This is a genomic window from Pseudoxanthomonas yeongjuensis, from assembly GCF_010093345.1.
Taxonomy (GTDB): Bacteria; Pseudomonadota; Gammaproteobacteria; order Xanthomonadales; family Xanthomonadaceae; genus Pseudoxanthomonas_A; species Pseudoxanthomonas_A yeongjuensis.
The window spans coordinates 1,386,272-1,411,163 of the sequence record NZ_PDWT01000001.1 but is presented as its reverse complement, the minus strand read 5'-3'; the positions used below and the strand labels follow the sequence as shown (position 1 = coordinate 1,411,163).

The 24,892-nt window shown below is 64.9% G+C and carries 18 protein-coding genes; 13 read left to right on the top strand and 5 right to left on the bottom strand.

The features are described from left to right. Window positions 1-37 precede the first annotated feature (37 nt). Window positions 38-1,726 carry an amidohydrolase gene (locus CSC74_RS06270; protein ID WP_162313506.1) on the top strand — a complete coding sequence of 563 codons (1,689 nt, stop codon included), beginning with the start codon at window positions 38-40 and terminating at the stop codon, window positions 1,724-1,726. Window positions 1,727-1,863: 137 nt separating this feature from the next. On the opposite strand, the gene CSC74_RS06265 is transcribed toward CSC74_RS06270, so the two are convergent. The 3 genes from CSC74_RS06265 to CSC74_RS06255 form a co-directional block, all read right to left on the bottom strand. Beyond that, window positions 1,864-2,661 (bottom strand): SDR family NAD(P)-dependent oxidoreductase, encoded by a 798-nt coding sequence (locus CSC74_RS06265; protein ID WP_162313505.1) that lies wholly within the window; start codon window positions 2,659-2,661, stop codon window positions 1,864-1,866. A gap of 129 nt (window positions 2,662-2,790) precedes the next feature. Beyond that, window positions 2,791-3,666, bottom strand: coding sequence for a PhzF family phenazine biosynthesis protein (locus CSC74_RS06260; protein ID WP_162313742.1), 876 nt, complete (start codon window positions 3,664-3,666; stop codon window positions 2,791-2,793). Window positions 3,667-3,712: 46 nt separating this feature from the next. Further along, the gene (locus CSC74_RS06255) at window positions 3,713-4,588 is read right to left on the bottom strand and encodes a PhzF family phenazine biosynthesis protein (RefSeq protein ID WP_162313504.1); all 876 of its coding nucleotides are present in this window, start codon (window positions 4,586-4,588) and stop codon (window positions 3,713-3,715) included. A 264-nt stretch (window positions 4,589-4,852) separates the two neighbouring features. On the opposite strand from CSC74_RS06255, the gene CSC74_RS06250 reads away from it, so the two are divergent. From CSC74_RS06250 to CSC74_RS06235, 4 genes are all read left to right on the top strand, one after another. Beyond that, window positions 4,853-7,468, top strand: a complete 2,616-nt coding sequence (locus CSC74_RS06250) for a bifunctional aspartate kinase/diaminopimelate decarboxylase (RefSeq protein ID WP_162313503.1) — start codon at window positions 4,853-4,855, stop codon at window positions 7,466-7,468. Then, the gene (gene murL, locus CSC74_RS06245; RefSeq protein ID WP_162313502.1) at window positions 7,461-8,840 is read left to right on the top strand and encodes a UDP-N-acetyl-alpha-D-muramoyl-L-alanyl-L-glutamate epimerase; all 1,380 of its coding nucleotides are present in this window, start codon (window positions 7,461-7,463) and stop codon (window positions 8,838-8,840) included. Before CSC74_RS06250 ends, murL begins: the two co-directional genes overlap by 8 nt. Further along, the gene (gene murD / locus CSC74_RS06240) at window positions 8,821-10,224 is read left to right on the top strand and encodes a UDP-N-acetylmuramoyl-L-alanine--D-glutamate ligase (protein ID WP_162313501.1); all 1,404 of its coding nucleotides are present in this window, start codon (window positions 8,821-8,823) and stop codon (window positions 10,222-10,224) included. The genes murL and murD overlap by 20 nt, the downstream gene beginning before the upstream one ends. Window positions 10,225-10,458: 234 nt before the next feature. Continuing rightward, window positions 10,459-11,244 carry a dienelactone hydrolase family protein gene (locus tag CSC74_RS06235; protein WP_162313500.1) on the top strand — a complete coding sequence of 262 codons (786 nt, stop codon included), beginning with the start codon at window positions 10,459-10,461 and terminating at the stop codon, window positions 11,242-11,244. 86 nt (window positions 11,245-11,330) lie between these two features. On the opposite strand, the gene CSC74_RS06230 is transcribed toward CSC74_RS06235, so the two are convergent. Next, entirely contained in the window at window positions 11,331-12,329 is a 999-nt protein-coding gene (locus CSC74_RS06230) for a polyprenyl synthetase family protein (protein WP_162313499.1), read from the bottom strand. Between the two features lie 154 nt (window positions 12,330-12,483). On the opposite strand from CSC74_RS06230, the gene ssb reads away from it, so the two are divergent. The 6 genes from ssb to CSC74_RS06200 all read left to right on the top strand — a co-directional run bounded on the left by ssb (window position 12,484) and on the right by CSC74_RS06200 (window position 18,520). After that, window positions 12,484-12,939 (top strand): single-stranded DNA-binding protein, encoded by a 456-nt coding sequence (gene ssb, locus CSC74_RS06225; protein ID WP_162313498.1) that lies wholly within the window; start codon window positions 12,484-12,486, stop codon window positions 12,937-12,939. Window positions 12,940-12,989: 50 nt separating this feature from the next. Next, window positions 12,990-14,045 carry a dTDP-glucose 4,6-dehydratase gene (gene rfbB, locus CSC74_RS06220; protein WP_162313497.1) on the top strand — a complete coding sequence of 352 codons (1,056 nt, stop codon included), beginning with the start codon at window positions 12,990-12,992 and terminating at the stop codon, window positions 14,043-14,045. Between the two features lie 15 nt (window positions 14,046-14,060). Further along, window positions 14,061-14,948, top strand: a complete 888-nt coding sequence (rfbA, locus tag CSC74_RS06215) for a glucose-1-phosphate thymidylyltransferase RfbA (protein ID WP_162313496.1) — start codon at window positions 14,061-14,063, stop codon at window positions 14,946-14,948. Further along, window positions 14,945-15,502, top strand: a complete 558-nt coding sequence (rfbC, locus tag CSC74_RS06210) for a dTDP-4-dehydrorhamnose 3,5-epimerase (protein ID WP_162313495.1) — start codon at window positions 14,945-14,947, stop codon at window positions 15,500-15,502. Before rfbA ends, rfbC begins: the two co-directional genes overlap by 4 nt. Next, complete coding sequence (rfbD, locus tag CSC74_RS06205; protein ID WP_162313494.1) at window positions 15,499-16,401, top strand: dTDP-4-dehydrorhamnose reductase; 903 nt, start codon at window positions 15,499-15,501, stop codon at window positions 16,399-16,401. Before rfbC ends, rfbD begins: the two co-directional genes overlap by 4 nt. Window positions 16,402-16,555: 154 nt before the next feature. Then, complete coding sequence (locus CSC74_RS06200; RefSeq protein WP_162313493.1) at window positions 16,556-18,520, top strand: alpha/beta hydrolase family protein; 1,965 nt, start codon at window positions 16,556-16,558, stop codon at window positions 18,518-18,520. A 65-nt stretch (window positions 18,521-18,585) separates the two neighbouring features. On the opposite strand, the gene CSC74_RS06195 is transcribed toward CSC74_RS06200, so the two are convergent. Beyond that, window positions 18,586-20,400 (bottom strand): peptide MFS transporter, encoded by a 1,815-nt coding sequence (locus tag CSC74_RS06195; RefSeq protein ID WP_162313492.1) that lies wholly within the window; start codon window positions 20,398-20,400, stop codon window positions 18,586-18,588. 117 nt (window positions 20,401-20,517) lie between these two features. Between CSC74_RS06195 and CSC74_RS06190 the strand changes: the two genes are divergently transcribed. Together CSC74_RS06190 and CSC74_RS06185 are read left to right on the top strand one after the other, a co-directional pair. Beyond that, a complete protein-coding gene (locus CSC74_RS06190; protein ID WP_162313491.1) occupies window positions 20,518-22,488 on the top strand; it encodes an OPT family oligopeptide transporter in 1,971 nt (656 codons plus the stop codon). 137 nt (window positions 22,489-22,625) lie between these two features. Further along, a complete protein-coding gene (locus CSC74_RS06185; RefSeq protein WP_425501420.1) occupies window positions 22,626-24,767 on the top strand; it encodes a S9 family peptidase in 2,142 nt (713 codons plus the stop codon). Window positions 24,768-24,892: the final 125 nt, after the last annotated feature.

Sequence of the window (24,892 nt, the reverse complement as noted above, 5' to 3'; positions counted from 1 at the left end):
CATAGTCGCGTACCACTTCCTTCCAGGAATATCGCGCATGCGTCGTTTGGCCTTGATCGCAGGACTCTGTTTCAGCACAGTCACGTTCAGCACAACCACGTTCAGCGCCACCGCGCAGGCGGGACAGGTGCAGGTGCTGACCGCAGCACGGATCCATACCTCCGACCCGCAGCAGCCGCTGGCCGAAGCGCTGGCCTGGGATGAAGACGGGCGCGTGCTGGCGGTGGGAAGCACGCAGGAAGTGTTGGCGCGCTATCCGCGGGCCTCGCGCATCGATGCGGCTGGCAAGACCGTGATTCCCGGCTTGATCGACGCGCACGGGCACCTGATGGGACTGGGTTACGCCTTGATGCGCGCCGATCTGGTGGGCGCGCGCGACAAGGCCGAGGTCGTCGCCCGCCTGCGCGATTACGAAAAGCAGTTGCCGGCCGGCGCCTGGTTGCTGGGCGGTGGCTGGGACCAGAACGACTGGCCCGGGAAAAACTTCCCCACCGCCGCCGACCTGGATACTGCATTCCCGGATCGTCCAGTGTGGCTGGATCGCATCGATGGCCATGCCGGCTGGGCCAACACGGCGGCGTTGCGCGCGGTGGCGGCAACATCGGCCAAGCCACTGACGGGCGACTGGCAGCCGGAAGGCGGGCACATCGCGCGCGATAACGGTGCGCCTACCGGCATCTTCGTCGATGGGGCGATGGGACTGGTCAACGCGGTGGTGCCGGTGCCCGATGAGGCCTCCCGCGAACAGGCGCTGACCAAGGCCTTGGCGACGGCGGTGCGCAATGGCCTCACCGGCGTGCACGACATGGGCGAGTCGCGCGAGGACCTGGCATTGCTGAAGCGTTTCGCCGACAGCGGCCGCTTGCTGTTGCGCGTGGATGCCTACGCCGATGGCGACAGCGGCGCATTGGCCGACCTGTGCGCGCACGGGCTGTATCGCCATGCCGGCGGCCGCCTGCAGATGCGCGGGGTCAAGCTGTACATGGATGGCGCGCTGGGCAGCCGCGGCGCCGCATTGCTGGAGGACTACAGCGACGATCACGGCAACCGTGGCTTGCTGATGACCGACCCGGCCGCATTCGAATCCGTTGTTCGCAAGGCCAAGGGGTGCGGCGCGCAGGTGGCCACGCATGCGATCGGCGATCGAGGCAATCGCCTCGTGCTGGATGCCTATGGGCGTGCGCTGGACGGCGAGGATGGCTTGCGCTGGCGTATCGAGCACGCCCAGGTCGTTTCCCTGGAAGATATTCCGCGGTTGCGGCCGATGGGCGTGATCGCCTCGATGCAACCGACCCATGCCACCTCGGACATGCCGTGGGCCGAGGACCGCGTGGGCAAGCAGCGGATCGCCGGCGCTTATGCCTGGCGGCGCATGCTGGACAGTGGCGCGCGATTGGCGCTGGGTTCGGATTTCCCGGTCGAATCGCCCGATCCGCGCCTGGGCCTGTATGCCGCCGTCACTCGCCAGGACCGCGACGGGCAGCCTCCTGGTGGTTGGCTGCCGGACCAGAAGCTGAGCGCGGCCGAAGCGCTGCGCGGCTTCACCAGCGATGCTGCGTATGCCGGGTTCGACGAAAACGAAGTGGGCCGCCTGGCCGCGGGTTTGCGCGCCGACTTCGTGATCCTGGAAGACGATCCCCTGTCGGTACCCGCCGGACAGCTGGACGACCTGCGCATCCGTTCCACCTGGGTGGATGGAAAGCCGGTGTTCGAAGCCGAACAGTGATTGCGGATAGAGGTCGGGAAGGGTAGGGGAGGATGTGGGAGGGGCTTCAGCCCCGACGAACGCAGCCTGGCAAAGCGTCGGGGCTGAAGCCCCTCCCACAGGCAATGCCCCACAGGCAATGAGGGTCCAGGAATTTTCTAGTTCACCTTCAGGCGTCGCGCGAATGCGGTGTACCAGGACAAGGGCAGGAAGCGCTTGAAGTAGACCGCGGCGCGTTCCTTGCCGGCGATCAGCACTTCCTGGCGGTTGCTTTCCACTGCGCGCCAGATTTTTTCGGCGCACACGGCCGGATCCATGCCGCCGTCGATGTCGCCATCGGACTTGCCGTAAGCCCGGCCGCCCGGACCGAGCGCGTTGACCGACACGTTGGTGCGCACGAAGCCGGGGCAGGCGAGGGTGAAGCGCACGCCCTGCGGTTCCAGTTCGATCCGTGCGCAGTCGTACCAACCGTGCAGCGCGTGCTTGGCCGCGGCATAACCGGTGCGTCGGGCCATCGCGATATGCCCGAACACCGAACTCACCACGACCACATGGCCGCTGCCGCGCGCCACCCAGTCAGGCAGCAAGGCCTTGGTCAATGCGATCGGGGCGAAGAAATCCACTTCCATGATCTGCCGGTAGGCCGGCAGTCCGGTATCCAGGGTGGTGGTGCGCTGGGAGAGGCCCGCGTTGTTGGCCAGGAGGTCGATGGGGCCGAAGAAGCCCGCCGCCTGCACGGCCAATGCATCGGCACCGTCGAGCCGGGACAGGTCCACCGGCAGCACCGCCACCTCATGCGGGCGTGGGAGTGACTGGCGCACGCGTTCCAGTTCGCCAGCGCGCCGGGACGACAGGATCAGCTTGGCGCCGCGTGCGGCCGCACGTTGCGCCAGGGCTTCACCGATGCCGCTGGAGGCGCCGGTGATCCAGACCACTTTGTCGCTGAGTTGGGTCATCTCGTGCCTTCGGTTGGTTGACTGTAGGAGCGGCTCCAGCCGCGACCGTGATGGTGACGTCGGCTGCTGGCTCCGCGCGGCTTTGAATTCCTGGTCGCGGCTGAAGCCGCTCCTACAAAGGGTAGGGACTCACCAATCGATCTGCCCGCTCACCACGTTGCAGACGCGGCCGCCGGACCAGACTTCGCCGTGTTCGTCGACGAACAACTCGATGATCGCGTCGTGCCCGACTTCGCGGCCCTGGCTGATGCGGTAGCGGCCATCATGGCCGGGCAAGGAATTTTGCGAAGCCAGCCAGGCGGCGAGGGTCGCGTTGGCCGCGCCCGAAGCCGCGTCCTCGAACTGCGCAGGCGCGCCGACCCAGGCGCGTACCGCCAGGAAATAGACCGGATCGTCGCTGCGTGCGAACACGCACATGCCCATGCTTTCGGTGGATTGCGCCAGCGTGCCGATCGCTTCCCAAGGCGGTGTCGCCGCGCGCAGCGTGGTTTCGTCGCGCAACTCCGCCAGCCACCAGCGTCTTCCGCCATCCATCAATGCCGGCGGCAGCGCGCCCAGCGGCAGTGTGCCGAGCACATCGCGCAGGCGTGCGTCGTCCGGCGATGCGATTTCCATCACCTTCGCCCGTGGCGTGCGCACGGCGATGGTGCGGGTAGGGCCGGTGCCGGTCACGCGCAGCGGCAGCAGGCCGGCGATGCCTTCCTGCACCAGCAATCCGTCGCGTGGCGTGGCCAGTCCGGCCTCGAGCACCGCGTGCGCGGTGCCAACGCTGGGATGACCGGCGAACGGCACTTCACGGCGCGGGCTGAAGATGCGGATGCCGTAGCTGGCTTCCGGCTTCGTCGCCGGGAACACGAAGGTCGTTTCCGGCAATCGCGTCCAGCGGGCGATGGCCTGCATGGTGTCGTCGTCCAGACCGTCCGCATCCAGGACCACGGCCAGGGGATTGCCTGCGCCCGGGCGATCGGCGAAGACGTCGAGTTGCAGGTAACGGCGCGCGGTCATGGAGCGTGTGGTCATGAAGGGGGAGGGTTCGTGGGGGCCGTGCAGCTTAGCAATCCACGCTTCCGCGGATCACCGCCTGCACCCGGCCGCCGATCCAGGCCTCGCCTTCGCCGTCGACCTGCACTTCCACCTTGCCGTCGCGGCCCAGCTCCCGGCCCTGGCTGGCAATGTAGCGGTCCCCCGCACCCGGCAATGCACCAGCACGGTGCAGCAGCGCGGCGATGCTGGCGTTGGCGCTGCCGGTCACCGGATCTTCCGGGATTCCGTCGGCCGGGCAGAAGGCGCGCACCGCGAGGTCGTGATCGGATGCTCCGGCACGGCCAAACACCGCCAGCCCGACTGCCTCGCTGGCGCGGGTCAGCGCCGCAATGGCCGGCAGGTCGGGCGCCATGCCGCGTACCGCGGCCGCATCGGCCAGTTCCACCAGCCACCAGTTGGGCCCGTTGTTCCAGAGCGTGGGTGCGAGCGCACCGAGCGGGAGGTCGCGCAATGCGGCGCTGAGCGCTGTGCGATGCGTATCCCCGGTCGTTACCTCTCGCGCATGCGGCGCGCGTACGTGGATCGCCCGGGTGGTGTCGCGATCCTCGATCCGCACTGGCAATAGGCCGGCAGCGCATTCCTGCATCAAGACACCGTCCCTGGCCTGCACCAGTCCCGAGTCGAGCGCGGCCCACGCCGCACCCACGCTGGGGTGCCCGGCAAAGGGCAACTCCGAGCGCGGAGTGAAGATGCGTACGTGGTAGTCGGCGGCTGGCGAAGCGGGAGGCAGAAAGAAGACGGTTTCGGAAAGGTTCGCCCAGGCGGCATAGGCCTGCATGGCGGCTGCGTCCATGTCTGCGGCGTCGAAGACCACGCCCAGCGCGTTGCCCGCGCCAGGGCGGTCGGCGAAGACGTCGAGCTGCAGGTAACGGCGTGTGGTCATGGAGGGGGGGAATGGGCGGGGCCGTGCAGCTTAGCAATCCGCATTACCGTGGAGGTTGATCGCTCCGGCAAGTGTGGGAGCGGCTAACTGTGGGAGCGGCGTCCCGCCGCGAGCGCTTGTCCTGGCTCTTGCCCCGATTGCCCTCAAACGAAGGACAAAAGCCCGCGGCGGGACGCCGCTCCCACTCCAAGCCCACGCGAGTCGACCTTCGTCTAGAATTCAGGGTTCACGCCCGAATGGTCGGGCAATCCCCCCCTCCTGTCCATGCCTGCCTCCCTCACTGCGCCTGATCGCTGGATCGTCCTCAAGTTCGGCGGCACTTCGGTGTCGCGTCGCCATCGCTGGGACACGATCGGCCGGCTGGCCAAACGCAGGGCGGAGGAACATTCCGTCGAGGGGCAGGATGCGCGCGTGCTGGTGGTGGTCTCGGCGTTGTCGGGCGTGACCAATGAGCTGACCGCGATCGCCGACGGCGCCACCGACAGTGCGGAACGCATCGACAGGCTCGAACAGCGCCATCGCGAATTCGTCGCCGAACTGGAGCTGGATGCGGACCAGGTAATCGGCGAACGCCTGTCGTTCCTGCGCGCATTGATGGTCGATCCGCGCGCCGGCGAACGCACGCTGGCCTGGCAGGCGGAAGTGCTGGGCCAGGGCGAGCTGCTTTCCTCCACCCTGGGCGCGGCCTACCTGCGTGCGCAGGGACTGGATTTCGGCTGGACCGATGCGCGCCAATGGCTGCAGGCCAACGTGCTGCCCAACCAGAGCGCATGGGCGCAACGGTTGTCGGTGTCGTGCGGCATCGTGCCCAGCGGTAGCTGGCGCCAGGAATTCAGCGCGCAACCCGCAGGCATGTTGCTGACCCAGGGCTTCATCGCCCGCCATGAGGATGGCGGCACCACCGTGCTGGGGCGTGGCGGTTCGGATACTTCGGCCGCGTATTTCGGCGCGTTGCTCGGCGCGCAGCGGGTGGAAATCTGGACCGATGTGCCCGGCATGTTTTCCGCCAACCCGCGCGAAGTGCCCGACGCGCGACTGCTGACCCGGCTGGATTACCACGAGGCGCAGGAAATCGCGACCACCGGGGCCAAGGTGCTGCATGCGCGTTCGATCAAGCCGTGCCGCGACGCCGGCGTGCCGATGGCGATCCTGGACACCGAGCGGCCCGAGCTCCCCGGCACCAGCATCGACGGCAACGCGGCCACTGTGCCCGGCGTAAAGGCGATCAGCCGCCGCAACGGCATCGTGCTGGTGTCGATGGAAGGCATCGGCATGTGGCAGCAGGTCGGCTTCCTGGCCGACGTGTTCGAGCGCTTCAAGCGCCATGGCCTGTCGGTGGACCTGATCGGTTCCTCGGAAACCAACGTCACCGTGTCGCTGGATCCCAGCGAGAACCTGGTCAGCACCAACGTGCTGGCCGCGCTGTCGGCGGACCTGGCGGAAATCTGCCGGGTCAAGGTGATCGCGCCGTGCACGGCCATCACCCTGGTCGGCCGCGGCATGCGCTCGCTGCTGCACAAGCTGTCGGATGTGTGGGCCACGTTCGGCCGCGAACGCGTGCATATGATTTCGCAGTCGTCCAACGACTTGAACCTGACCTTCGTCATCGACGAGGCCGACGCCGACGGCCTGTTGCCGGTGCTGCATGCCGCGCTGATCGACAGCGGCGCCATGCCGGTGCAGGAGACCAGCGTGTTCGGCCCGCGCTGGCGCGAGATCGCCCACGGCATCCGCAAGCGCGAAACGCCGTGGTGGCACGGGCAACGCCAACGCCTGCTCGCCGTGGCCGCCGCGTCCACGCCGGCCTATGCCTACCATCTGCCCACGGTGCGCGCCCGCGCGCAGGCGTTGAAGGCGCTGGCGCCGATCGACCAGCGCTACTATGCGATCAAGGCCAATTCGCATCCGGCGATCCTGCGCCTGCTGGTCGAAGAGGGTTTCGGTCTGGAATGCGTCTCGCTGGGCGAGTTGCAGCGCGTGTTCGAGATCCTGCCCGAGTTGTCCCCGCGCCTGGTACTGTTCACCCCGAGCTTCGCGCCGCGCGCGGAGTACGAAGCGGCGTATGCGCTGGGGGTCACCGTGACCCTGGACAACTGCGAGGCGCTGCAGCGCTGGCCGGAAGTCTTCCGTGGCCGCGACCTGTGGCTGCGGGTGGACCTGGGCCGTGGCGAAGGGCATCACGAGAAGGTGCGCACCGGTGGCAGGGAATCCAAGTTCGGCCTGCCGGTGGCCAAGGTGGAGGCTTTCATCGCACTCGCGCACAGCCTGGGCATCCGGGTCAACGGCCTGCATGCGCACCTGGGCAGCGGCGTGGAAACCCCGCAGCACTGGAAGCAGGTCTGCGACGAGCTGGGCGGCATCGCCGGACGGATCGGCAGCATCGAGGTGATCGACATCGGCGGCGGCCTGCCCATTCCCTACACCGAGGACGATGAACCGTTCGACCTCGACGCCTGGAGCGCGGACCTGGCGGAAATAAAATCCGCCTATGCGGGCTATCGGCTGGCGATCGAGCCGGGCCGCTACCTCGTTGCCGAAGCGGGCGTGTTGCTTGCGACGGTCACCCAGGTCGTCGAAAAAGATGGCATCCATCGCGTCGGCCTGGATGCGGGCATGAATGCGCTGATCCGTCCGGCGCTATACGACGCATGGCACGACATTCACAATCTTGGCCGCCTCGATGAAGCAGCCGACGGCGTGTTCGATGTGGTCGGACCGATCTGCGAGTCGAGCGATGTGTTCGGCAAGCGCCGCAAGTTGCCGGCGGCGACCGCGGAGGGCGATGTGGTGCTGGTCGCCGATGCGGGCGCCTACGGATTCACCATGGCCAACGCCTACAACCTGCGGGCGTTGCCGAAAGAAGAGGTGTTGGATGTCTGAGTGGAAATTCCAGCGCGACGGGGTTGCGGCATTCCGCTTCGTGCGTTGCGGCTTCGACGCGCAAACCGGCGTCGCCAGCCTGGCCTACGCTTTCGACGATGGCCCGGAGATGATCGAAACGGTGACGATCTCCGGCGCGCCGTTCGTCCTGGAGGGTGAGCGTGCGCATGCAGTGGAACAGGCGTTGCGCCTGCTGCACCTGATCGCCGGGGTCAGCTATTACAAGGCGGCGGTGCCGCCGGAAATCCGGATAGAGTCGTATGCGATCGACGCGGATGCGGCTGCTCTGCTGACGCTGATCTATGAGAACGGATTGGGCGAGTTCGCCTATCGCAATGGGCTGAACCTGCACGGCAGGATCAGTTTTCCGACTGCGGTGGGCGTCGGGGCTGACGCCCCTCCCACAAGTGACGCGCCTGCGCTAGGTCTCCGCCATCACGCGCTGGTCGCCATCGGTGGCGGCAAGGATTCGCTGGTCTCGATCGAGGCCCTGCGTTCGGCGGGTGTCGATCAGACCGTGACCTGGATCGGCAACTCCCAGCTGATCGCCGCCTGCGCCGCACGCACGGAATTGCCGACGCTCAACCTGGGCCGCGCGCTGGCGCCGGAGCTGTTCGAATTGAACCGGCAGGGCGCCTACAACGGCCACATCCCGGTGACCGCGGTGAATTCCGCGATCCTGGTGCTCGCCGCGTTGCTGCAGGGCGTGGACCAGGTGGTGTTCTCCAACGAACGCTCAGCCAGCTACGGCAGCATCATCCCGGGCACGGGCGAAGTGAACCACCAATGGTCGAAGGGATGGCAGTTCGAGCAGGCGTTCGGTGAGTACGTGCAGAAGCGCGTCGCCGCCGAACTGCACTATTACTCGCTGCTGCGCCCACTCAGTGAACTCGCGGTGGCGCGCCAGTTCGCGAAATCGGATCGCTACGACGCGCACTTTTCCAGCTGCAACCGCAATTTCCACATCCTCGGCGAGCGTCCGGTGAATCGCTGGTGCGGCGTTTGTCCGAAATGCCATTTCGTGTTCCTGGCGTTGGCTCCGTTCATGCCCAAGCCACGGCTGGTGCGCATCTTCGGCCGCAATCTCCTCGACGACGCATCGCAGGCTGGCGGCTTCGACGCGCTGCTGGAATTCCAGGACCACAAGCCGTTCGAGTGCGTAGGCGAAGGCCAGGAATCGCGCGCGGCGATGGCTGCGCTCGCTTCGCGTCCGGAATGGAAGGAAGACGCGCTGGTCTCGCGTTTCATTCGCGAGATCCAGCCGCAACTGGCGGCTTCCGAACTCGAGATCGCGCCGTTGCTGCACATGGGCGGCGAGCATCGGGTACCGCCTGCGCTGTGGGAGCGGCTGCGTGCGAATTTCGCGGCTTGAAGGCCAGCGGGTCGCCCTGTGGGGCTGGGGCCGCGAAGGCCGCGCCGCCTACCATGCGATCCGCGCGAGACTGCCCGCGCAATCGCTGACACTGTTCTGCAGTGCCGCGGAAGCGGAAGAAGTCGGCGCTTTCGCAGACGCGTACCTGCAGGTCGAACCGGAAGCGACCGCCCGGTTGCTGGGCGCGCAGGACATCGTGGTCAAGTCGCCCGGCATCAGCCCTTATTCCGAGGCCGCGCTTGCCGCGGTCGCGCAGGGCGCGCGCTTCATCGGCGGCAGCACGCTGTGGTTCGACGAGCAGGCGAATGACGATGGCTACGCCCGGAACACGATCTGTGTCACCGGGACCAAGGGCAAGAGCACGACCACCGCGTTGCTGGCGCACTTGCTCCGCGCCGGCGGCCACCGCACCGCGCTTGCCGGCAACATCGGCATGCCCTTGCTGGAAATGCTGGATACCGAACCTGCACCCGGGTTCTGGGCGATCGAGCTTTCCAGCTACCAGACCCTGGATGTCGCGGCCGCGGAAACGCGGCCGGAAGTGGCGGTCGTCCTCAACCTGTTTCCCGAACACCTGGACTGGCATGGCAGCGAAGCGCGTTATGTCGACGACAAGCTGGCGCTGGTGACGCAGGCGAAGCCGAGGGTCGCCGTGCTCAACGCCGCCGACCCGCGCCTTGCCGCATTGCGGCTCCCGGACAGCGAAGTGCACTGGTTCAACCATGCCGAAGGCTGGCATCTGCGCGGAGACGACGTCTATCGCGGCGAGCTTTTCGTGTTCGACAGCAGGCGCACGCCGCTGCCGGGTCGCCACAACCGCGGCAACCTGTGCGCGGTGCTGGCGACGATCGAGGCGCTGGGACTGGATGCGGGCGCACTGGCCGCGCATGCCGAGAGTTTCCGTCCGCTACCCAATCGCCTGCAGACCATCGGCATGCGCGATGGCATCACCTACGTCAACGACTCCATCAGCACTACACCGCATGCGAGCCTCGCCGCGCTGGAATGTTTCCGCGGGCAGCGGGTGGCGATCCTGGTCGGTGGGCACGACCGTGGGGTGGACTGGTCCGGTTTCGCCGATGCAATGCAGGGCGATGCGCCAGAAATCATCGTGACCATGGGCGCCAACGGGCCGCGGATCCACGATCTGCTTACCCCATTGGCTGCAAGCGGCAAGTTCAGGCTCGAGGCTGCCGACGATCTGGAATCCGCGGTAAAGCAGGCGCACGGTCTGCTGGGCAATGCCGGGGTCATCCTGCTTTCGCCGGGCGCCCCCAGCTTCGGCGCCTATCGTGACTACGTGGCCCGTGGCCGCCATTTCGCGGAATTGGCCGGCTTCGACCCCGATGCGATTTCCGCGATCCCGGGCATGGGCATCGCCTGAAGCTTCGTGCACGTAGGAGCGACGTGAGTCGCGACCGAAAAAACGCTGCATGGATTCTTGGTCCGGGTGGGCAAGGGCAGGGATAGGCAGCCGGATTCCCGGGCGATCCCTCGACTCCTCAGATGAAGAGGGCATGTGTTGCGACTCACGTCGCTCCTGCATACGGGCGGATTTCATGCGGTCTGGATGGTATGGTTCTAAACTGGATCAATTTCGGCACATCGGGAGCAACGCGTGCGCAAGATATCCCTGATATGGCTGGCCTTGACCGCCTTGTGGGCTTCGCCCCTGTTGGCCGCGCCACAGGCCAAACCGGTCGAGTGGAAAATCGACAAGCAGGTTTTCAGCGGCTACCTGGTCTACGACGACACAAGCAACGAAAAGCGCCCCGGACTGGTGATGGTGCCCGACTGGCTGGGCGTGACTCCGGCCGCTGTCGACAAGGCCAAACAGATCGCCGGCGATGACTACGTGGTCCTGATCGTCGACATGTACGGCAAGGGGATACGCCCCAAGGATCCGGCCGAGGCGCTGGCCCAGGTCAAGAAGATGTACGCGGACATACCGATGATGCGTGAGCGCATCAACAAGTCCGTGGAAGTGCTGCGTGCGCAAGCCGGAAAGGCACCGCTGGATCCTGCGAAGATCGCCGCACTCGGCTTCTGTTTCGGTGGTTCATCGGTACTGGAGCTGGCCCGCAGCGGTGCCGATGTCGCCGGTGTGGTGACGTTCCACGGCGGACTCGACACGGACATGCCGGCGCGGCCGGGCATGGTGAAGGCGCCGCTGTTGATCCTCAACGGGGCCGACGACAAGAGCACCGCACCCGATATCGCCGGGTTCGAGAAGGAAATGAACGAGGCAGGTGCGGATTGGCAGTTCGTCAACTTCAGCGGTGCGGTGCATTGCTTCGCGCTGGAAACGGCCAACAGCCCGCCCGGTTGCGTCTACAACGAGCGCGCGGCCAAGCGCGCCAACCGGATGATGGACGACTTCTTCGAAGAAATTTTCGGAGATTGAGACCCGACCTGTGTAGGAGCGGGCCTTGCCCGCGATGCTTTTGGCGTTGAAGCAAGGGCATCGCGGGCAAGGCCCGCTCCTACGGGTCAGGACTTGCGTTCCACCGAATACCGGGCAAGTCCGCGCAATGCGCCGATCGCGTCGTTTTCTTCCAGGCCATCGAGCGCGGCTTCCGCCGCCTGCGCGTATTCCGCCGCGCGGCGACGGCTGTATTCCAGTCCGCCGGTGGCGTCGATCGCGGCCAGCACTTCGGGCATGGCCGTGCCGTCGCCGTTTTCGACGATCGCGCGCAGGCGCGCGCGCGTCTTTTCATCGGAATGCGCGATCGCGTGGATCAGGGGCAGGGTGGCCTTGCCTTCGGCCAGGTCGTCGCCGAGGTTCTTGCCCAGGTCGGCGGCATCGGCGGTGTAGTCCAGCACGTCGTCGGCGATCTGGAAGGCGTAGCCCAGGTTCATGCCGTAGTCGTAGAGCTTCCGTTGCCCGGCCGCATCGGCATTGGATGCCAGCGCGCCCAGCCGGGTGCCGGCGGCGAACAGCACCGCGGTCTTGCGCTCGATCACGCGCAGGTAGGCGGCCTCGTCGGTATCGGGGTTGTGCACGTGCAGCAGCTGCAGCACCTCGCCTTCGGCGATGCGGTTGGTGGTGTCGGCCAGGATCCGCATCACTTCCATCCGGTCCAGTTCCACCATCAACTGGAAGCTGCGCGAATACAGGAAATCGCCGACCAGCACGCTGGGCGCGTTGCCCCACAGCGCATTGGCGGTGCTGCGGCCGCGGCGCAGGTCGGATTCGTCGACCACGTCGTCGTGGAGCAGGGTGGAGGTATGGATGAATTCGATGATCGCCGCCAACTGGTGGTGGTCCGGGATCACCGCACCGCAGGCGCGGCCGGCCAGGACCACCAGCATCGGCCGCAGGCGCTTGCCGCCGGCGGAGATGATGTGGTCGGCGATCTGGTTGATCAGGACCACGTCGGAAGCCAGCCGGTTGCGGATCAGCGTGTCCACGGCAGCCATGTCAGCGGTGGCAAGGGTCTGGATCTGGGGCAGGGCCAGGGCGGGCCGGGGGCGTTCGACGGCTGTCATGTGGAATAGGCGTGGGAAGTGGCTGAATTATAAGGGCTATCACGATCAGATAACCCTGACCCCGTGATGCGGAAGTTACGGATAGCGCGGGGCCGCCGGTTATACTTCACTGACCATGCCCGCAATTGGCGGGCATCACCGGACGGGAAAAGACATGGCACGCGGCGTCAATAAAGTGATCCTGGTAGGCAACCTGGGCAACGACCCGGAAACCAAATACACCCAAGGCGGGATGGCCATCACCACGCTCAGCGTCGCCACGACCAGCGTGCGCAAGGACAAGGACGGCCAGCAGATCGAAAAAACCGAATGGCACCGGGTCAAGCTGTTCGGCAAGCTCGGCGAGATCGCCGGCGAATACCTGCGCAAGGGTTCGCAGTGCTACATCGAGGGCCGCATCGAATACGGCAGCTACGACAAGGACGGTGTGAAGCACTATACGACCGACATCATCGCCGACGAGATGCAGATGCTCGGCGGCAAGAGCGAAGGCGGCGGCGAACGCCCGCAACGGACCGCGCCGCGCCAGGATTCCGCTCCGCGTCGCCAGCAGCCCGCCGCGCAGCAGGCGCCGATGGACGACTTCGCGGACGACGATATCCCGTTCTGAGGTTCGTCCGGGAGAACCGATTTTCTAAGACCTTATTTCTGGAGGCAGATGTGCCGACTTGGCTCGTAACTGGTGGCGCCGGATTCATAGGCGGCAATTTCGTATTGGAAGCTGTCGCCAAAGGCGTTCGTGTAATCAACCTGGATGCGCTGACCTATGCCGGCAACCTGGATACCTTGTCTTCGCTCGAAGGCAACCCGGGACACGTCTTCGCCCACGGCAACATCGGTGATCAAGCCTTGGTGCCGCGGCTGCTGGCCGAGCACCAGCCCGATGCGGTCGTCAACTTCGCCGCGGAGAGCCACGTCGACCGATCCATCGACGGCCCTGGCGCTTTCATCCAGACCAACGTCGTCGGCACGCTGGCCTTGCTGGAATCGGTACGCGATTACTGGCGCGGACTCGAAGCAGGGAAGCGCGATGGTTTCCGTTTCCTGCATGTATCGACCGACGAAGTCTATGGCTCGCTGGGCGACACCGGCAAGTTCACCGAGAGCACGCCTTTCGCGCCGAACTCGCCGTATTCCGCATCCAAGGCCGCTTCAGACCATCTGGTGCGGGCCTTCCATCACACCTACGGCCTGCCGGTACTGACCACCAATTGCTCGAACAACTACGGTCCTTACCACTTCCCGGAAAAACTCATTCCGCTGATCATCGCGCGGGCACTGGCGGGCGAGCCGCTGCCAATCTATGGCGATGGCAAGAATGTTCGCGACTGGCTTTACGTGACCGACCATTGCGCGGCCATCCGCACCGTCCTCGAAAAAGGGCGGCCGGGGGAAACCTACAACGTCGGCGGCGACGCCGAACGCCAGAATATCGAGGTGGTCCGGACCATCTGCGAGCTGCTCGACCAGCGACGCCCGCGCGAAGACGGCAAACCGCGCGAAAGCCAGATCACCTATGTGGCCGACCGCCCCGGCCACGACCGCAGGTACGCGATCGATGCGTCCAAGCTGCAGGGCGAGCTGGGCTGGAAACCGCAGTACACGTTCGAGAAGGGCATCGCGCGGACGGTCGACTGGTACCTGGAAAACCAGGCCTGGGTAAAGCGTGTGCTCGATGGCAGCTATCGCCTGGAAAGAATCGGCACCGCCGCCTGACACAAGGGAATGACCATGACGCAACGCAAAGGCATCATCCTGGCCGGAGGCTCCGGCACGCGCCTGTATCCGATCACCCAGACCGTCAGCAAGCAACTGTTGCCGGTGTACGACAAGCCGATGATCTACTACCCGCTCAGCGTGCTGATGCTGGCGGGTGTCCGCGAAGTGCTAGTGATCAACACGCCGCACGAACAGGCGCTGTTCAAGCAGTTGCTCGGCGACGGCTCGCAGTGGGGCATGCACATCGAATACGCGGCCCAGCCCAGTCCGGACGGCCTGGCGCAGGCCTACCTGATCGGCAAGGATTTCGTCGCGGGGCAACCCAGCTGCCTGGTGCTTGGCGACAATATCTTCCACGGCCACGGGCTGACCGAGACACTGAAGCGCGCGGACACGCGCCAGCACGGCGCCACGGTGTTCGGTTACTGGGTGAACGATCCGGAACGCTACGGCGTTGCCGAGTTCGATGAAGGCGGCAGGGTGGTGGGGTTGGAAGAAAAGCCCACCGAACCCCGCTCCAACCATGCGGTCACCGGCCTGTATTTCTACGATGGACGCGCAAGCGATTACGCCGCTTCGTTGAAGCCGTCGCCGCGCGGGGAGCTGGAGATCACCGACCTCAACCGTTGCTATCTCGAGGACGGATCGCTGCACCTGGAGCCGCTGGGCCGTGGTTTCGCCTGGCTCGATACCGGCACCCACCAGTCGTTGCTGCAGGCCTCCAACTTCATCGAGACCATCGAGGCCCGCCAGGGCTTGCGGGTCTGCTGCCCGGAGGAGATCGCCTTCGGCAACGGCTGGATCGACGCGGCGCAGCTGGAAAAACTGGCCGCCCCGCTGGCCAAGAACGGCTACGGCCATTACCTGCTTTCGCTCGCGGCGCGCGGAGTGGTCCGGTGAAGGTGATCGAAACCGCTCTGCCGGGCTGCATGGTCATCGAGCCGGCGGTATTCGGCGACGATCGCGGCTTCTTCTTCGAGACCTGGAATGCCGATCGCTACGGCGAACATGGACTGCCGACGAAGTTCGTGCAGAGCAATGTCTCCTCTTCGGCGCGCGGCGTGCTGCGTGGCCTGCACTACCAATGGCCGAATCCGCAGGGCAAGCTGGTCAGCGTGCTGGAAGGCGAGGTCTACGACGTGGCGGTGGATATCCGCCGCGACTCGCCGCACTTCGGCCGCTGGGCTGCGGTGGTGTTGAGCGCGGAGAACAAGCGCCAGTTCTGGATACCGGAAGGCTTCGCACATGGTTTCGCGGTGCTGTCCGACCGCGCCATCTTCAGCTACCTGTGCACGGCCCAGTACGACAAGGCTGCCGATGCCGGCGTGCGCTGGAACGATGCGGCCATCGGCATCGACTGGCCGGTCGGCGAGCCCCTGCTTTCCGACAAGGACGCCAAGGCTCCCTTCCTGGGCGATGTGGCTGCGGATCGTTTGCCCGTCTACACCGCATGAGAATCCTGCTGCTGGGCGCGAATGGGCAGGTCGGCCGTGAGCTCAGGCGTAGTCTCGCTCCGCTCGGCGAAATAATCGCTACCACCCGCAGCGGGCACCTCGAAGAGGGCAGCCCCTGTGAAACCGCCGATCTGGACGAACCCGACTCGTTGGGCGGATTGGTCGAACGCATCGCTCCGGATTGGGTGGTCAACGCCGCGGCCTATACCGCAGTGGATCGCGCAGAGAGCGAGGTCGATGCGGCATTCCGCGTCAATGCGGAATCGCCCGGCGTGCTGGCGGTTGCGTGCGCGCGACGTGGCGCGAAACTGGTGCATTACTCCACTGATTACGTATTCCCGGGCGACGGTAGTCGGCCGTATCGCGAGGATGATGCCACGTCTCCTTTGGGCGTTTATGGCGCGAGCAAGCTTGCGGGCGAGGAGGCCATCCGTACCGCGGATGCTGCGCACCTGATCTTCCGTACCGCCTGGGTTTATGCCTCGCACGGCCACAATTTCCTGCGGACCATGCTGCGCTTGGGTGCGGAGCGCGAGGAGCTGCGCGTGGTCGCCGATCAGGTCGGAACGCCGACGCCGGCGGCACTGATCGCCGACGTCACCGCCCAGATCATGACTCGTTCGGCCCTGGCTACCGGCACCTTCCACCTGACCGCGGAAGGCCAGGCCAGTTGGCATGGTTTCGCGACAGCTATTTTTGAAGGCGCGCATCGGCGTGGTCTGCTGGCCTGGAGGCCGAGGCTAGTGCCCATCACCACGGCTGACTATCCAACTCCCGCGAAACGTCCTAGCTATTCAAGGCTCGATACCACGGCGTTGCGACAATCATTCGGTATTGCCCTGCCTGATTGGCAGCAGGGCCTGGAGGATGTCCTCGATCGGTTGGCTGGGGGCGCCTGAGGTTGACGTTGATGGGTGGGATCGCGCTCTTGCTAGGGGAAACGAGTGCCTATCTGCCGCCGCCTCCCCGGTTTGGGTAACATCATCCCGACGCAGGGGCTTTGAACGGACAGCCATCGGGGTCTCGGTGGATTCGCATTCAGGGGGAAAACGAATGAAGAGTGCAGTGCTTGTGGCTGTCATTGCCCTGGCGGTGGCGATGCCTGTCCGCGCGCAGGTAGATTTGGACGCGTACATAAAGAAGAACGAATTCAACGACATCAAGATATCGCCGGATGGCCAGTACCTGGCAGCTACCGTGCCGCTCGAGGACCGCACCGGCCTGGCCGTCCTGCGCCGCTCGGATTCGAAGGTGATGAGTTCATTCACGCTGGGCAAGAACAACCATGTCGATAGTTTCTTCTGGGTCAACAAGCAACGCCTGCTGATCTCCGTAGCGCAGAAGTTCGGGATGCTTGACCAGCCGCAGGCCACCGGCGAATTACTGGGAATGGATTTCGACGACAGGGGTCCGGAGTTCCTGGTTGGCTATCGCGCGGGCGGTGGCATGAAGGCAGGCACGCACGTTTCGTCGGGGCGCAGTGAGAACAACGTGGCGGCCATCGGCGTGGCCGCTATTCCAGGCGATGACCGCAATGTCATCGTGACGGTTACGCCCTACAGCGAGGAAGAATCGTGGTATCGCGCGGACCGCCTGGATGTCTATACCGGGCGCAGGACAGTCGTGGCGCGCTCGCCGATCAAGGGCGCCTCGTTCCAGATCGACAACAAGGGCGTGGTTCGGTTCGCGCTTGGGGCCGAATTCGACAACATAAGCAAGCTCTATTACCGCGACACAGACGATTCGGAATGGAAGCAGATCAACAACGAGTACGTAAGCAAGCGTGTCGAATCGCCAGTCGGTTTCTCAAGTGATAACCGCATCGCCTATCTGCAGGTCGAACATGAAAGCGGGCCGGATTCAATTGTTGCTTACGACACAGTCAGCGGCGAGCGCAAGGAGTTGCTGCGCGACAAGTTTTCGGATCCTGCCGCCATCATCAGCGAATTCGGCATTCCGCGCACGCCGGCTGGTGTCATGTACATGGATGGGCATCCGCAGACCAGGTTCTTCGATTCCAAGGGCCCCGAGGCGCGCATATATCGGATGTTGGAGGCCGCATTCCCCGATGACGCGGTGGTGGTGACCTCGGCCACCGATGATGTGAAGATGCTATTGGTGAGTACCTATTCCGATCGCGATCCGGGTAGTTTCTATCTTTTCGATACAGAGACCAAAAAGGCAGCCTATTTGCTGGGAAGGCGGAGTTGGGTCGATCCGCTGAAGATGGCGCCGATGAAGCCTGTCGAGATCAAGGCGCGTGATGGTCTCGTCATGCGTGGATACCTCACTCTGCCGCAAGGCAAGGACGAACGAAACCTGCCCTTGATCGTCTATCCGCATGGCGGCCCGTTCTCCATTTATGACGTATGGGGGTTCGATACCGACCCACAGATCCTTGCCGCCGCCGGATATGCGGTGCTGCAAGTCAATTACCGGGGTTCGGGCAACTATGGACGCAGCTTCATGCAGTCGGGCGCGATGCAATGGGGTGGCACCATGCAAGATGACCTGACCGACTCCACGCGTTGGGCGATAGAGCAGGGTATTGCCGACCCCAATCGCATCTGTCTTTATGGAGCGAGTTATGGGGCGTACGCATCCTTGATGGGCGTGGCCAAGGAGCCGACCTTGTATCGCTGCGCGGCAGGATATGTCGGAGTATATGACCTGGTGACACTGGGTGCCCAGGAAAGCCGTGAGAGCAGGCGCAGCAAGAAGTTCACTTCGGAGTGGATCGGCAATGGCGCGGATTTGGAGCAGCTGTCGCCGAACCGCATCGCAGACCGCATCAAGGTGCCGGTGTTCCTGGCAGCGGGTGGCGAAGATGAAATCGCACCCATAGACCACAGCAAGAAGATGGAGGTCGCGCTGAAGAAAGCGGGCGTGCCGGTGGAAACGCTGTACTTCCGCACCGAGGGCCATGGCTTTTACACCGTGGAGCACCAACGGGAGTTTTACACGAAACTGCTGAAGTTCCTGGATCGCAACATCGGTACTGCCACGGCAGGGCAATAGGCGCGGGCACGGGGGAAACTGATTCCCTTGCGATGCCGGTGATCGGTCACCGGCATCGTGCCAGCTCACCTGACCCCGTGCATCATCCGCTTCAGCAGCGGCGCGACGATGAAGGCGAGCACGGCGCAACCCAGTCCGATCCAGGTCATCAGCCAGAAAAGTTCCGCGTATTTGCCGGCGGCCTCGGCGATGTTCATGGCTTCGCCTTCCGGCACTTCGATCGCAGCCAGTTTGCCGAACAACGCGGCCAGCGTTTCCGAGAACGCGGTGGCCAGGAACCAGGTGCCCATCATCAGGCTGACCACGCGCGGCAGCGACAGCTGGGTGACCGCGGAAAGGCCGACCGGGGCCAGGCACATCTCGCCGATTTCCAGCACCAGATAGGCCAGCACCAGCCACCACACGCTGGCCATCTGCCCGCTGGCACCGACCTGCTGTGCCGCGTAGGCCAGCGGAATGAAGGATAGGCCGGCGAAAATCAGTCCCAGCGCGGACTTGAACGGCTTGGAGGGATCGCGTCCGCTGCGGCCCAGGTAGGCCCACAACGCCGCGAATACCGGCGCCAGCACCACCAGGAAGAACGCGCCCAGGTAGGTCAGCGAGCCGGCGGTCTGCGGCAGCACGATGCAGTCGCGGGCCAGGCAGGCCAGCATCACCAGGGTGACCGCTATGAACAGCAGGCGCGGCGCGGTCGATTCGGGGCGACGATCCGACAACCGCGCCGCGAGCATGAAGGAAAGCGGCGCGAGCAGCAGCGAGTAGGTCGACCACGGCGCGGTCTTCACGAACAGGAAGAAGTTGGTCGTCCAGTCCGTGGTCCAGGCGAACTGTTCGACCGGCCTGACCAGCGAGGGCACGATGTCCTTGGTCAACAGGCGATCGGTGAAGGTCACCCAGGAACCATAGGTCTGCTCATACAGGGTGAAGAACACCAGGCACATGAAGATCATCGCCATCAACGCGAGCATCTGCTGGCGCTGCACGGGAGTGCACTGGGTCAGGATGAACCAGGTGAACCAGACCAGCACGATGACCAGCACCACCAGCATCAGCATCAATGCCAACGACACCTCGCCGCCCAGGGCGAAGGCGCCATTGCCGGCGGCCCACATCAGCCAGGCGATCGGCAGCACGCCGGCGATCGCGCCGCAGTAGATCAGCCATTCGCGCGGCAGGCCGAGCACGCATTCGTGCAGCAAGGCCGGTTCGCGTGGCTCGGCGTGGCCGTGCAGGTATTTCTGGCCCCACAGGAACAGCACCAAACCAAGCAGCATGCCGATGCCGGCCGCGCCGAAACCGTATTTCCAGCCCAGCGTCTCGCCCAGGTAGCCGCAGACCAGCGAGGCGAACAGCGCGCCGAGGTTGATGCCGGCGTAGAACAGCGAGAATCCGGAATCGCGGCGCGGGTCGTTCTCTTCGTACAACTTGCCGACGATGGTGGAGATGTTGGGCTTGAGGAAACCCACGCCCATGATGATCAGCGCCAGCGACAGGTAGGTGTAGCGCAGCGAGCCCTCGTCGCGGGTGACGATGCCGCCGACGTTCACCGCCGCATTGCCCTCGAAGGCCATGCCGGCGTGGCCGAGCACCAGCAGCAGGCCGCCGAACACCACCGCCTTGCGCATGCCCAGCCAACGGTCGGCGAGCAGGCCGCCGATCACCGGGATGCAGTACACCAGGCCGCCATAGGCACCGAGCAGGTCCAGCCCGGCCTTGTCGCCGAACAGGTGGTACTTGGTCAGATACAGCAGCAGCAGCGCCTTCATCCCATAGAAGGAGAAGCGTTCCCACATCTCGGTGAAGAAGCAGACATAGACGCCCTTGGGATGGCCGAGGAAGTCCTCGCGGGCGGGAATCACCGACTGGAGGGAAGCGGACAAGGGCGGATCCTGCGTGGAAAGCGGGAGTATAGCGGCGGCGGAACGCGGCTCCCCAGTGCTGGACTTGCCCGGAGCTTCCTTATAGGTTGTCGGCTTCCCGGGGATCCAAGGTTCCGCATGAACAGCGAAAAGACGCCGCAACTCACCCTCCGCGCCGTAGTGCTGGCGATCATCCTGGCGATGATCCTGTCGGCGGCCAACGCCTATCTGGGACTGTTCGCGGGCCTGACCATCGCCACGGCGATCCCGGCGGCGGTGGTGTCGATGGGCGTGCTGCGCCTGCTGGGCGGCGGCACCATCCTGGAAAACAATATCGTGCAGACCGGAGCCTCGGCCGGTTCCTCGATCGCCGCCGGCGTGATCTTCACCATCCCCGCGCTGATCATCCTCGGTTACTGGCAGGACTTCCGTTATTCCTGGGTGCTGGCTATCGCCGGTCTCGGCGGTTTGCTCGGCGTGCTGTTTTCGGTGCCGTTGCGGCGCACGATGATCGTGGAAGAGCCGTTGCCGTTCCCGGAAGGCAAGGCTGCGGCCGAAGTGCTGAAGGCGGGCGAGAATCCCGGTCCCGGCCTGAAGATCCTGGCCATGTCGGCGGGTATCGGCGCGCTGCTGAAACTGGCTGCGGCCAGTGGCTTGAAGATGATCCCGGACAGCTGGGCGCAAGCGGGATTCTTCGCCAACGGCAAGGGCCTGGCCTACCTGGGCACCAATCTTTCGCCTGCACTGCTGGGCGTGGGTTATATCGTCGGCCTGAACATCGGTATCGTCGTCTTGTCGGGCGCGGTGCTGTCCTGGCATATCGCGATTCCGATCTACAACGCTTTCTTCATGGGCAACGATCCGGCGCTCGCCGCGCAGGTGGCCGGCGCAGGAGCGTCGGATACGGCGTTCGCGATCTGGTCGGCGAAGATCCGTTACCTGGGCGTCGGCGCCATGCTGATCGGCGGCGTATGGACTCTGTTCTCGCTGCGCAAGTCGCTGATTTCCGGCATCCGCAGCGGTTTCGCCGCGGCACGCAAGAACAAGGGCGAAGTGGTCGCCGAAACCGACCGCGACCTGCCGATGAAGTGGATGCTGATCGCGCTGGTGGTGTTCGTGTTGCCGCTGGCAGTCCTGTATCACGCGATCGTCTCCTCCGATGCGTCCGTCACCAGCCCTTGGGCGATCGGCATCCTGATGACCGTCATCATGATCGTCGCCGGTTTCCTGTTCGTGTCGGTGTCGGCGTACCTCGCCGGCCTGGTCGGCTCCTCCAACAACCCGGTGTCGGGCATCACCATCGCCACGATCCTGTTCGCATCGGTGATCCTGGTGTTCCTGCTGGGCCGCGAGTCCCCGATCGGGGCGGTGGCCGCGATCATGATCGGTGCGGTGGTGTGCTGCGCGGCCGCGGTCGGCGGCGACAACCTGCAGGACCTGAAAGCCGGCTACATCGTCGGGGCCACGCCGTGGAAGCAGCAGCTGATGCTGGCTATCGGCGCGTTCTCCTGCGCATTGATCATGGCGCCGGTGTTGAACCTGCTGGCCACCGCCTATGGCATCGGCGCGCCGACTGCCGAGCATCCCAATCCGTTGTCCGCGCCGCAGGCCATGCTGATGGCATCGGTGGCCAAGGGCATGTTCGGCGGCAAATTGCCGTGGGGCATGATCGCCATCGGCGCCGGCATAGGCGCGGCGATCATCGCCTTGGACGAATGGCTGAAGGCGCGCGGTGCGAAATTCCGCGTGCCGGTGCTGGCTGCCGCCATTGGTATCTACCTGCCGCTGGAATTGATGGTGCCGATCTTCCTCGGCGGCCTGATTTCGCACTTCGTGCAGCGCAAGCACAAGGTCAACGACGACAACGAAGAAGAGAAGGATCGCATCCATCGCCCGGGCACCTTGTTCTCCGCAGGCCTGATCACCGGCGAGGCGCTGATGGGCATCGCCATCGCGGTGCCGATCGTGGTGTCCGGTAGCGCCGATGTATTGGCATTGCCCGAGGCTTGGCACTTCAGCCAGTGGATCGGCCTGGTGGTGCTGGCGGTAGTGGGCTGGCTGTTGTATCGGAGCGGTGCCAAGCAGCAAAAGTCGCCCACGTCGGTTTGAATCCTTGACCCTCCCCCCTTGAAAAAAGGGAGATTGAGGAGGGTTCGCTTTTGCTTGTGATTTTCCCAGGCAGGATCAAGAGCAAATCCTCCGCAGCCCCTTTTTTCAAAGGGGGCGAAGCGGAACTTCGCAAGGGCATGACTTCGTGCCTTTGCGCCGGGTTGCTGTTACCGCCTAACATCGGGGTTTTCCTGTTGCCGGAGCCCCGGATGAACCTGCGAATAGCCCTGCTGCCCCTTTGCCTGCTGGCCGCCTTGCCGGCCACGGCCGCCACGCGTGGCTTCGATGTCCGCGACCTGGTCGCGCTGGACCGGGTGTCCTCGCCGGTACTGTCGCCGGATGGCAGCGTGGTGGTATTCGCGCAGCGGCGGATGGACAAGCAGGCGACCAAGGCCAGCACCGGCCTGTGGGTGCGCAACCTGCTGACCCGCGACGTGGCGCCGCCGAAACCGTTGACTCCGGAAGGCTGGAACGTCAATTCGCCCGCGTTCTCGCCCGATGGCAAGACGGTTTATTTCCTCAGCGGAAAATCCGGCACGCAGCAGTTGTATGCGATGCCCGCGAGCGGTGGCGCACCGCAACAACTGACCGCCTTCGCACTCGACATCGGCAGCTACCAGCTTTCGCCGGATGGCAAGCGGCTGGCTTTCAGCGCCGACACCTTCGCCGACTGCAAGGCCGATCTGGCCTGCACCCAGAAGCGGCTCGACGAGACCAAGGCGAAGAAGAGCACCGGCGTGGTCTACGACCAGTTGTTCGTGCGCCACTGGGACACCTGGGCCGATGGCCGCCGTAGTCGCCTGTTCGTGGCCGACTTGCCCGCCGCCAAGGCCAAGCCGGTGGCCAGCGCGGTCTCGTTGACCGACTCGCTGGATGGCGACGCGCCGTCCAAGCCGTTCGGCGATGCCAGCGAATACACCTGGGCGCCGGACGGCAAGTCGCTGGTCGCCAGCATCCGCGTCGCCGGCAAGAGCGAGGCCTGGTCCACCAATTTCGACCTCTATCGGATCGATGCCGACGGCACCGGCGCGCCGGTCAACCTGACCGCCGCCAACCTGGCCTGGGACACCGGCCCGGTATTCAGCGCCGACGGCCAGACCCTGTTCTACCGCGCGATGAAGCGCCCCGGATTCGAGGCCGACCGTTTCGCCTTGATGAGCATGGACCTGGGCAGCGGCCAGACCCGCGAGATCGCCGCGCACTGGGATCGTTCCGCCGATGGCATCGCGTTGTCGGCGGATGGCAAGACCATTTACACCACGGCGCAGGACACGGGCGAGCATCCGCTGTTCGGCGTCGAGATCGCCACAGGCAAGGCCGAGAAGATCGTCGGTGACGGCTCCATCGCCGAGTTCGACATCGCCGGCGATACGCTGGCCGTGACCCGCAACAGCATGAAGACCGGCGACCAGCTGTTCACCACCACCACCACGCCGGGAGCGCCATTGCGCGCGATCACGCAAAGCGTGGAAGAGCGGTTGCCCGAGGTCGCTTTCGGCGACTTCGAACAGTTCGATTTCAAGGGCGCCGCGGGCGATACCGTGCACGGCTACGTGGTCAAGCCGTGGAACTACGAGGAAGGGAAGAAATACCCGGTCGCGTTCCTGATCCATGGCGGCCCGCAGGGCAGCTTCGGCAATGGCTGGAGCTACCGCTGGAACCCGCAGACCTATGCGGGGAAGGGCTATGCGGTGGTGATGATCGACTTCCACGGCTCCACCGGCTACGGCCAGGCCTTCACCGATTCCATCAGCCAGGACTGGGGCGGCAAGCCGCTGGAGGACCTGCAGAAGGGTTGGGCTGCGGTACAGCAGAAATACGCCTTCCTCGACGGCAAGAATGCCTGCGCGCTCGGCGCCAGTTACGGCGGCTACATGATCAACTGGATCGCCGGCAACTGGAACGACGCGTGGAAGTGCCTGGTCGTGCATGACGGCGTGTTCGATACGCGTTCGATGGGTTACGTGACCGAGGAACTGTGGTTCAGCGAATGGGAAAACGGCGGAACCCCGTACGAAAACCCGAAGGGGTACGAGAAGTTCAACCCGGTCGACCACATCGCCAAGTGGCGCGTGCCGACCCTGGTGGTGCAGGGCGGCAAGGATTACCGCGTGCCGGAGGACCAGGGCCTGTCCGCGTTCACCGCGCTGCAGCGCAAGGGCATCGAATCGAAGCTGTTGTATTTCCCGGACGAGAACCACTGGGTGCTGAAGCCGCAGAATAGCGTGCTGTGGCACGACACGGTCAATGGCTGGCTGAAGCAGCATCTCGGGCAGTAATGGATCCGCAAGGCGCGCCGCGAATACGGCGCGCCTTTTTGGCGGTTCCCCCTGTAGGAGCGCCCATGGGCGCGAGCTCTTCGTGACTCGACCGAGAAAGCAAAAGCTCGCGCCCATGGGCGCTC

What these genes read in the sequence shown, in the direction of transcription:
- CSC74_RS06270 (WP_162313506.1), top strand. Translation starts at nt 38, where the DNA reads ATGCGTCGTTTGGCCTTGATCGCAGGACTCTGTTTCAGCACAGTCACG.
- CSC74_RS06190 (WP_162313491.1), top strand. Translation starts at nt 20,518, where the DNA reads ATGAACAGCGAAAAGACGCCGCAACTCACCCTCCGCGCCGTAGTGCTG.
- murL (WP_162313502.1), top strand. Translation starts at nt 7,461, where the DNA reads ATGTCTGAGTGGAAATTCCAGCGCGACGGGGTTGCGGCATTCCGCTTC.
- CSC74_RS06185 (WP_425501420.1), top strand. Translation starts at nt 22,626, where the DNA reads ATGACTTCGTGCCTTTGCGCCGGGTTGCTGTTACCGCCTAACATCGGG.
- CSC74_RS06260 (WP_162313742.1), bottom strand. Translation starts at nt 3,666, where the DNA reads ATGACCGCGCGCCGTTACCTGCAACTCGACGTCTTCGCCGATCGCCCG.
- CSC74_RS06200 (WP_162313493.1), top strand. Translation starts at nt 16,556, where the DNA reads ATGAAGAGTGCAGTGCTTGTGGCTGTCATTGCCCTGGCGGTGGCGATG.
- CSC74_RS06265 (WP_162313505.1), bottom strand. Translation starts at nt 2,661, where the DNA reads ATGACCCAACTCAGCGACAAAGTGGTCTGGATCACCGGCGCCTCCAGC.
- CSC74_RS06250 (WP_162313503.1), top strand. Translation starts at nt 4,853, where the DNA reads ATGCCTGCCTCCCTCACTGCGCCTGATCGCTGGATCGTCCTCAAGTTC.
- rfbA (WP_162313496.1), top strand. Translation starts at nt 14,061, where the DNA reads ATGACGCAACGCAAAGGCATCATCCTGGCCGGAGGCTCCGGCACGCGC.
- CSC74_RS06230 (WP_162313499.1), bottom strand. Translation starts at nt 12,329, where the DNA reads ATGACAGCCGTCGAACGCCCCCGGCCCGCCCTGGCCCTGCCCCAGATC.
- ssb (WP_162313498.1), top strand. Translation starts at nt 12,484, where the DNA reads ATGGCACGCGGCGTCAATAAAGTGATCCTGGTAGGCAACCTGGGCAAC.
- rfbD (WP_162313494.1), top strand. Translation starts at nt 15,499, where the DNA reads ATGAGAATCCTGCTGCTGGGCGCGAATGGGCAGGTCGGCCGTGAGCTC.
- CSC74_RS06255 (WP_162313504.1), bottom strand. Translation starts at nt 4,588, where the DNA reads ATGACCACACGCCGTTACCTGCAGCTCGACGTCTTCGCCGACCGCCCT.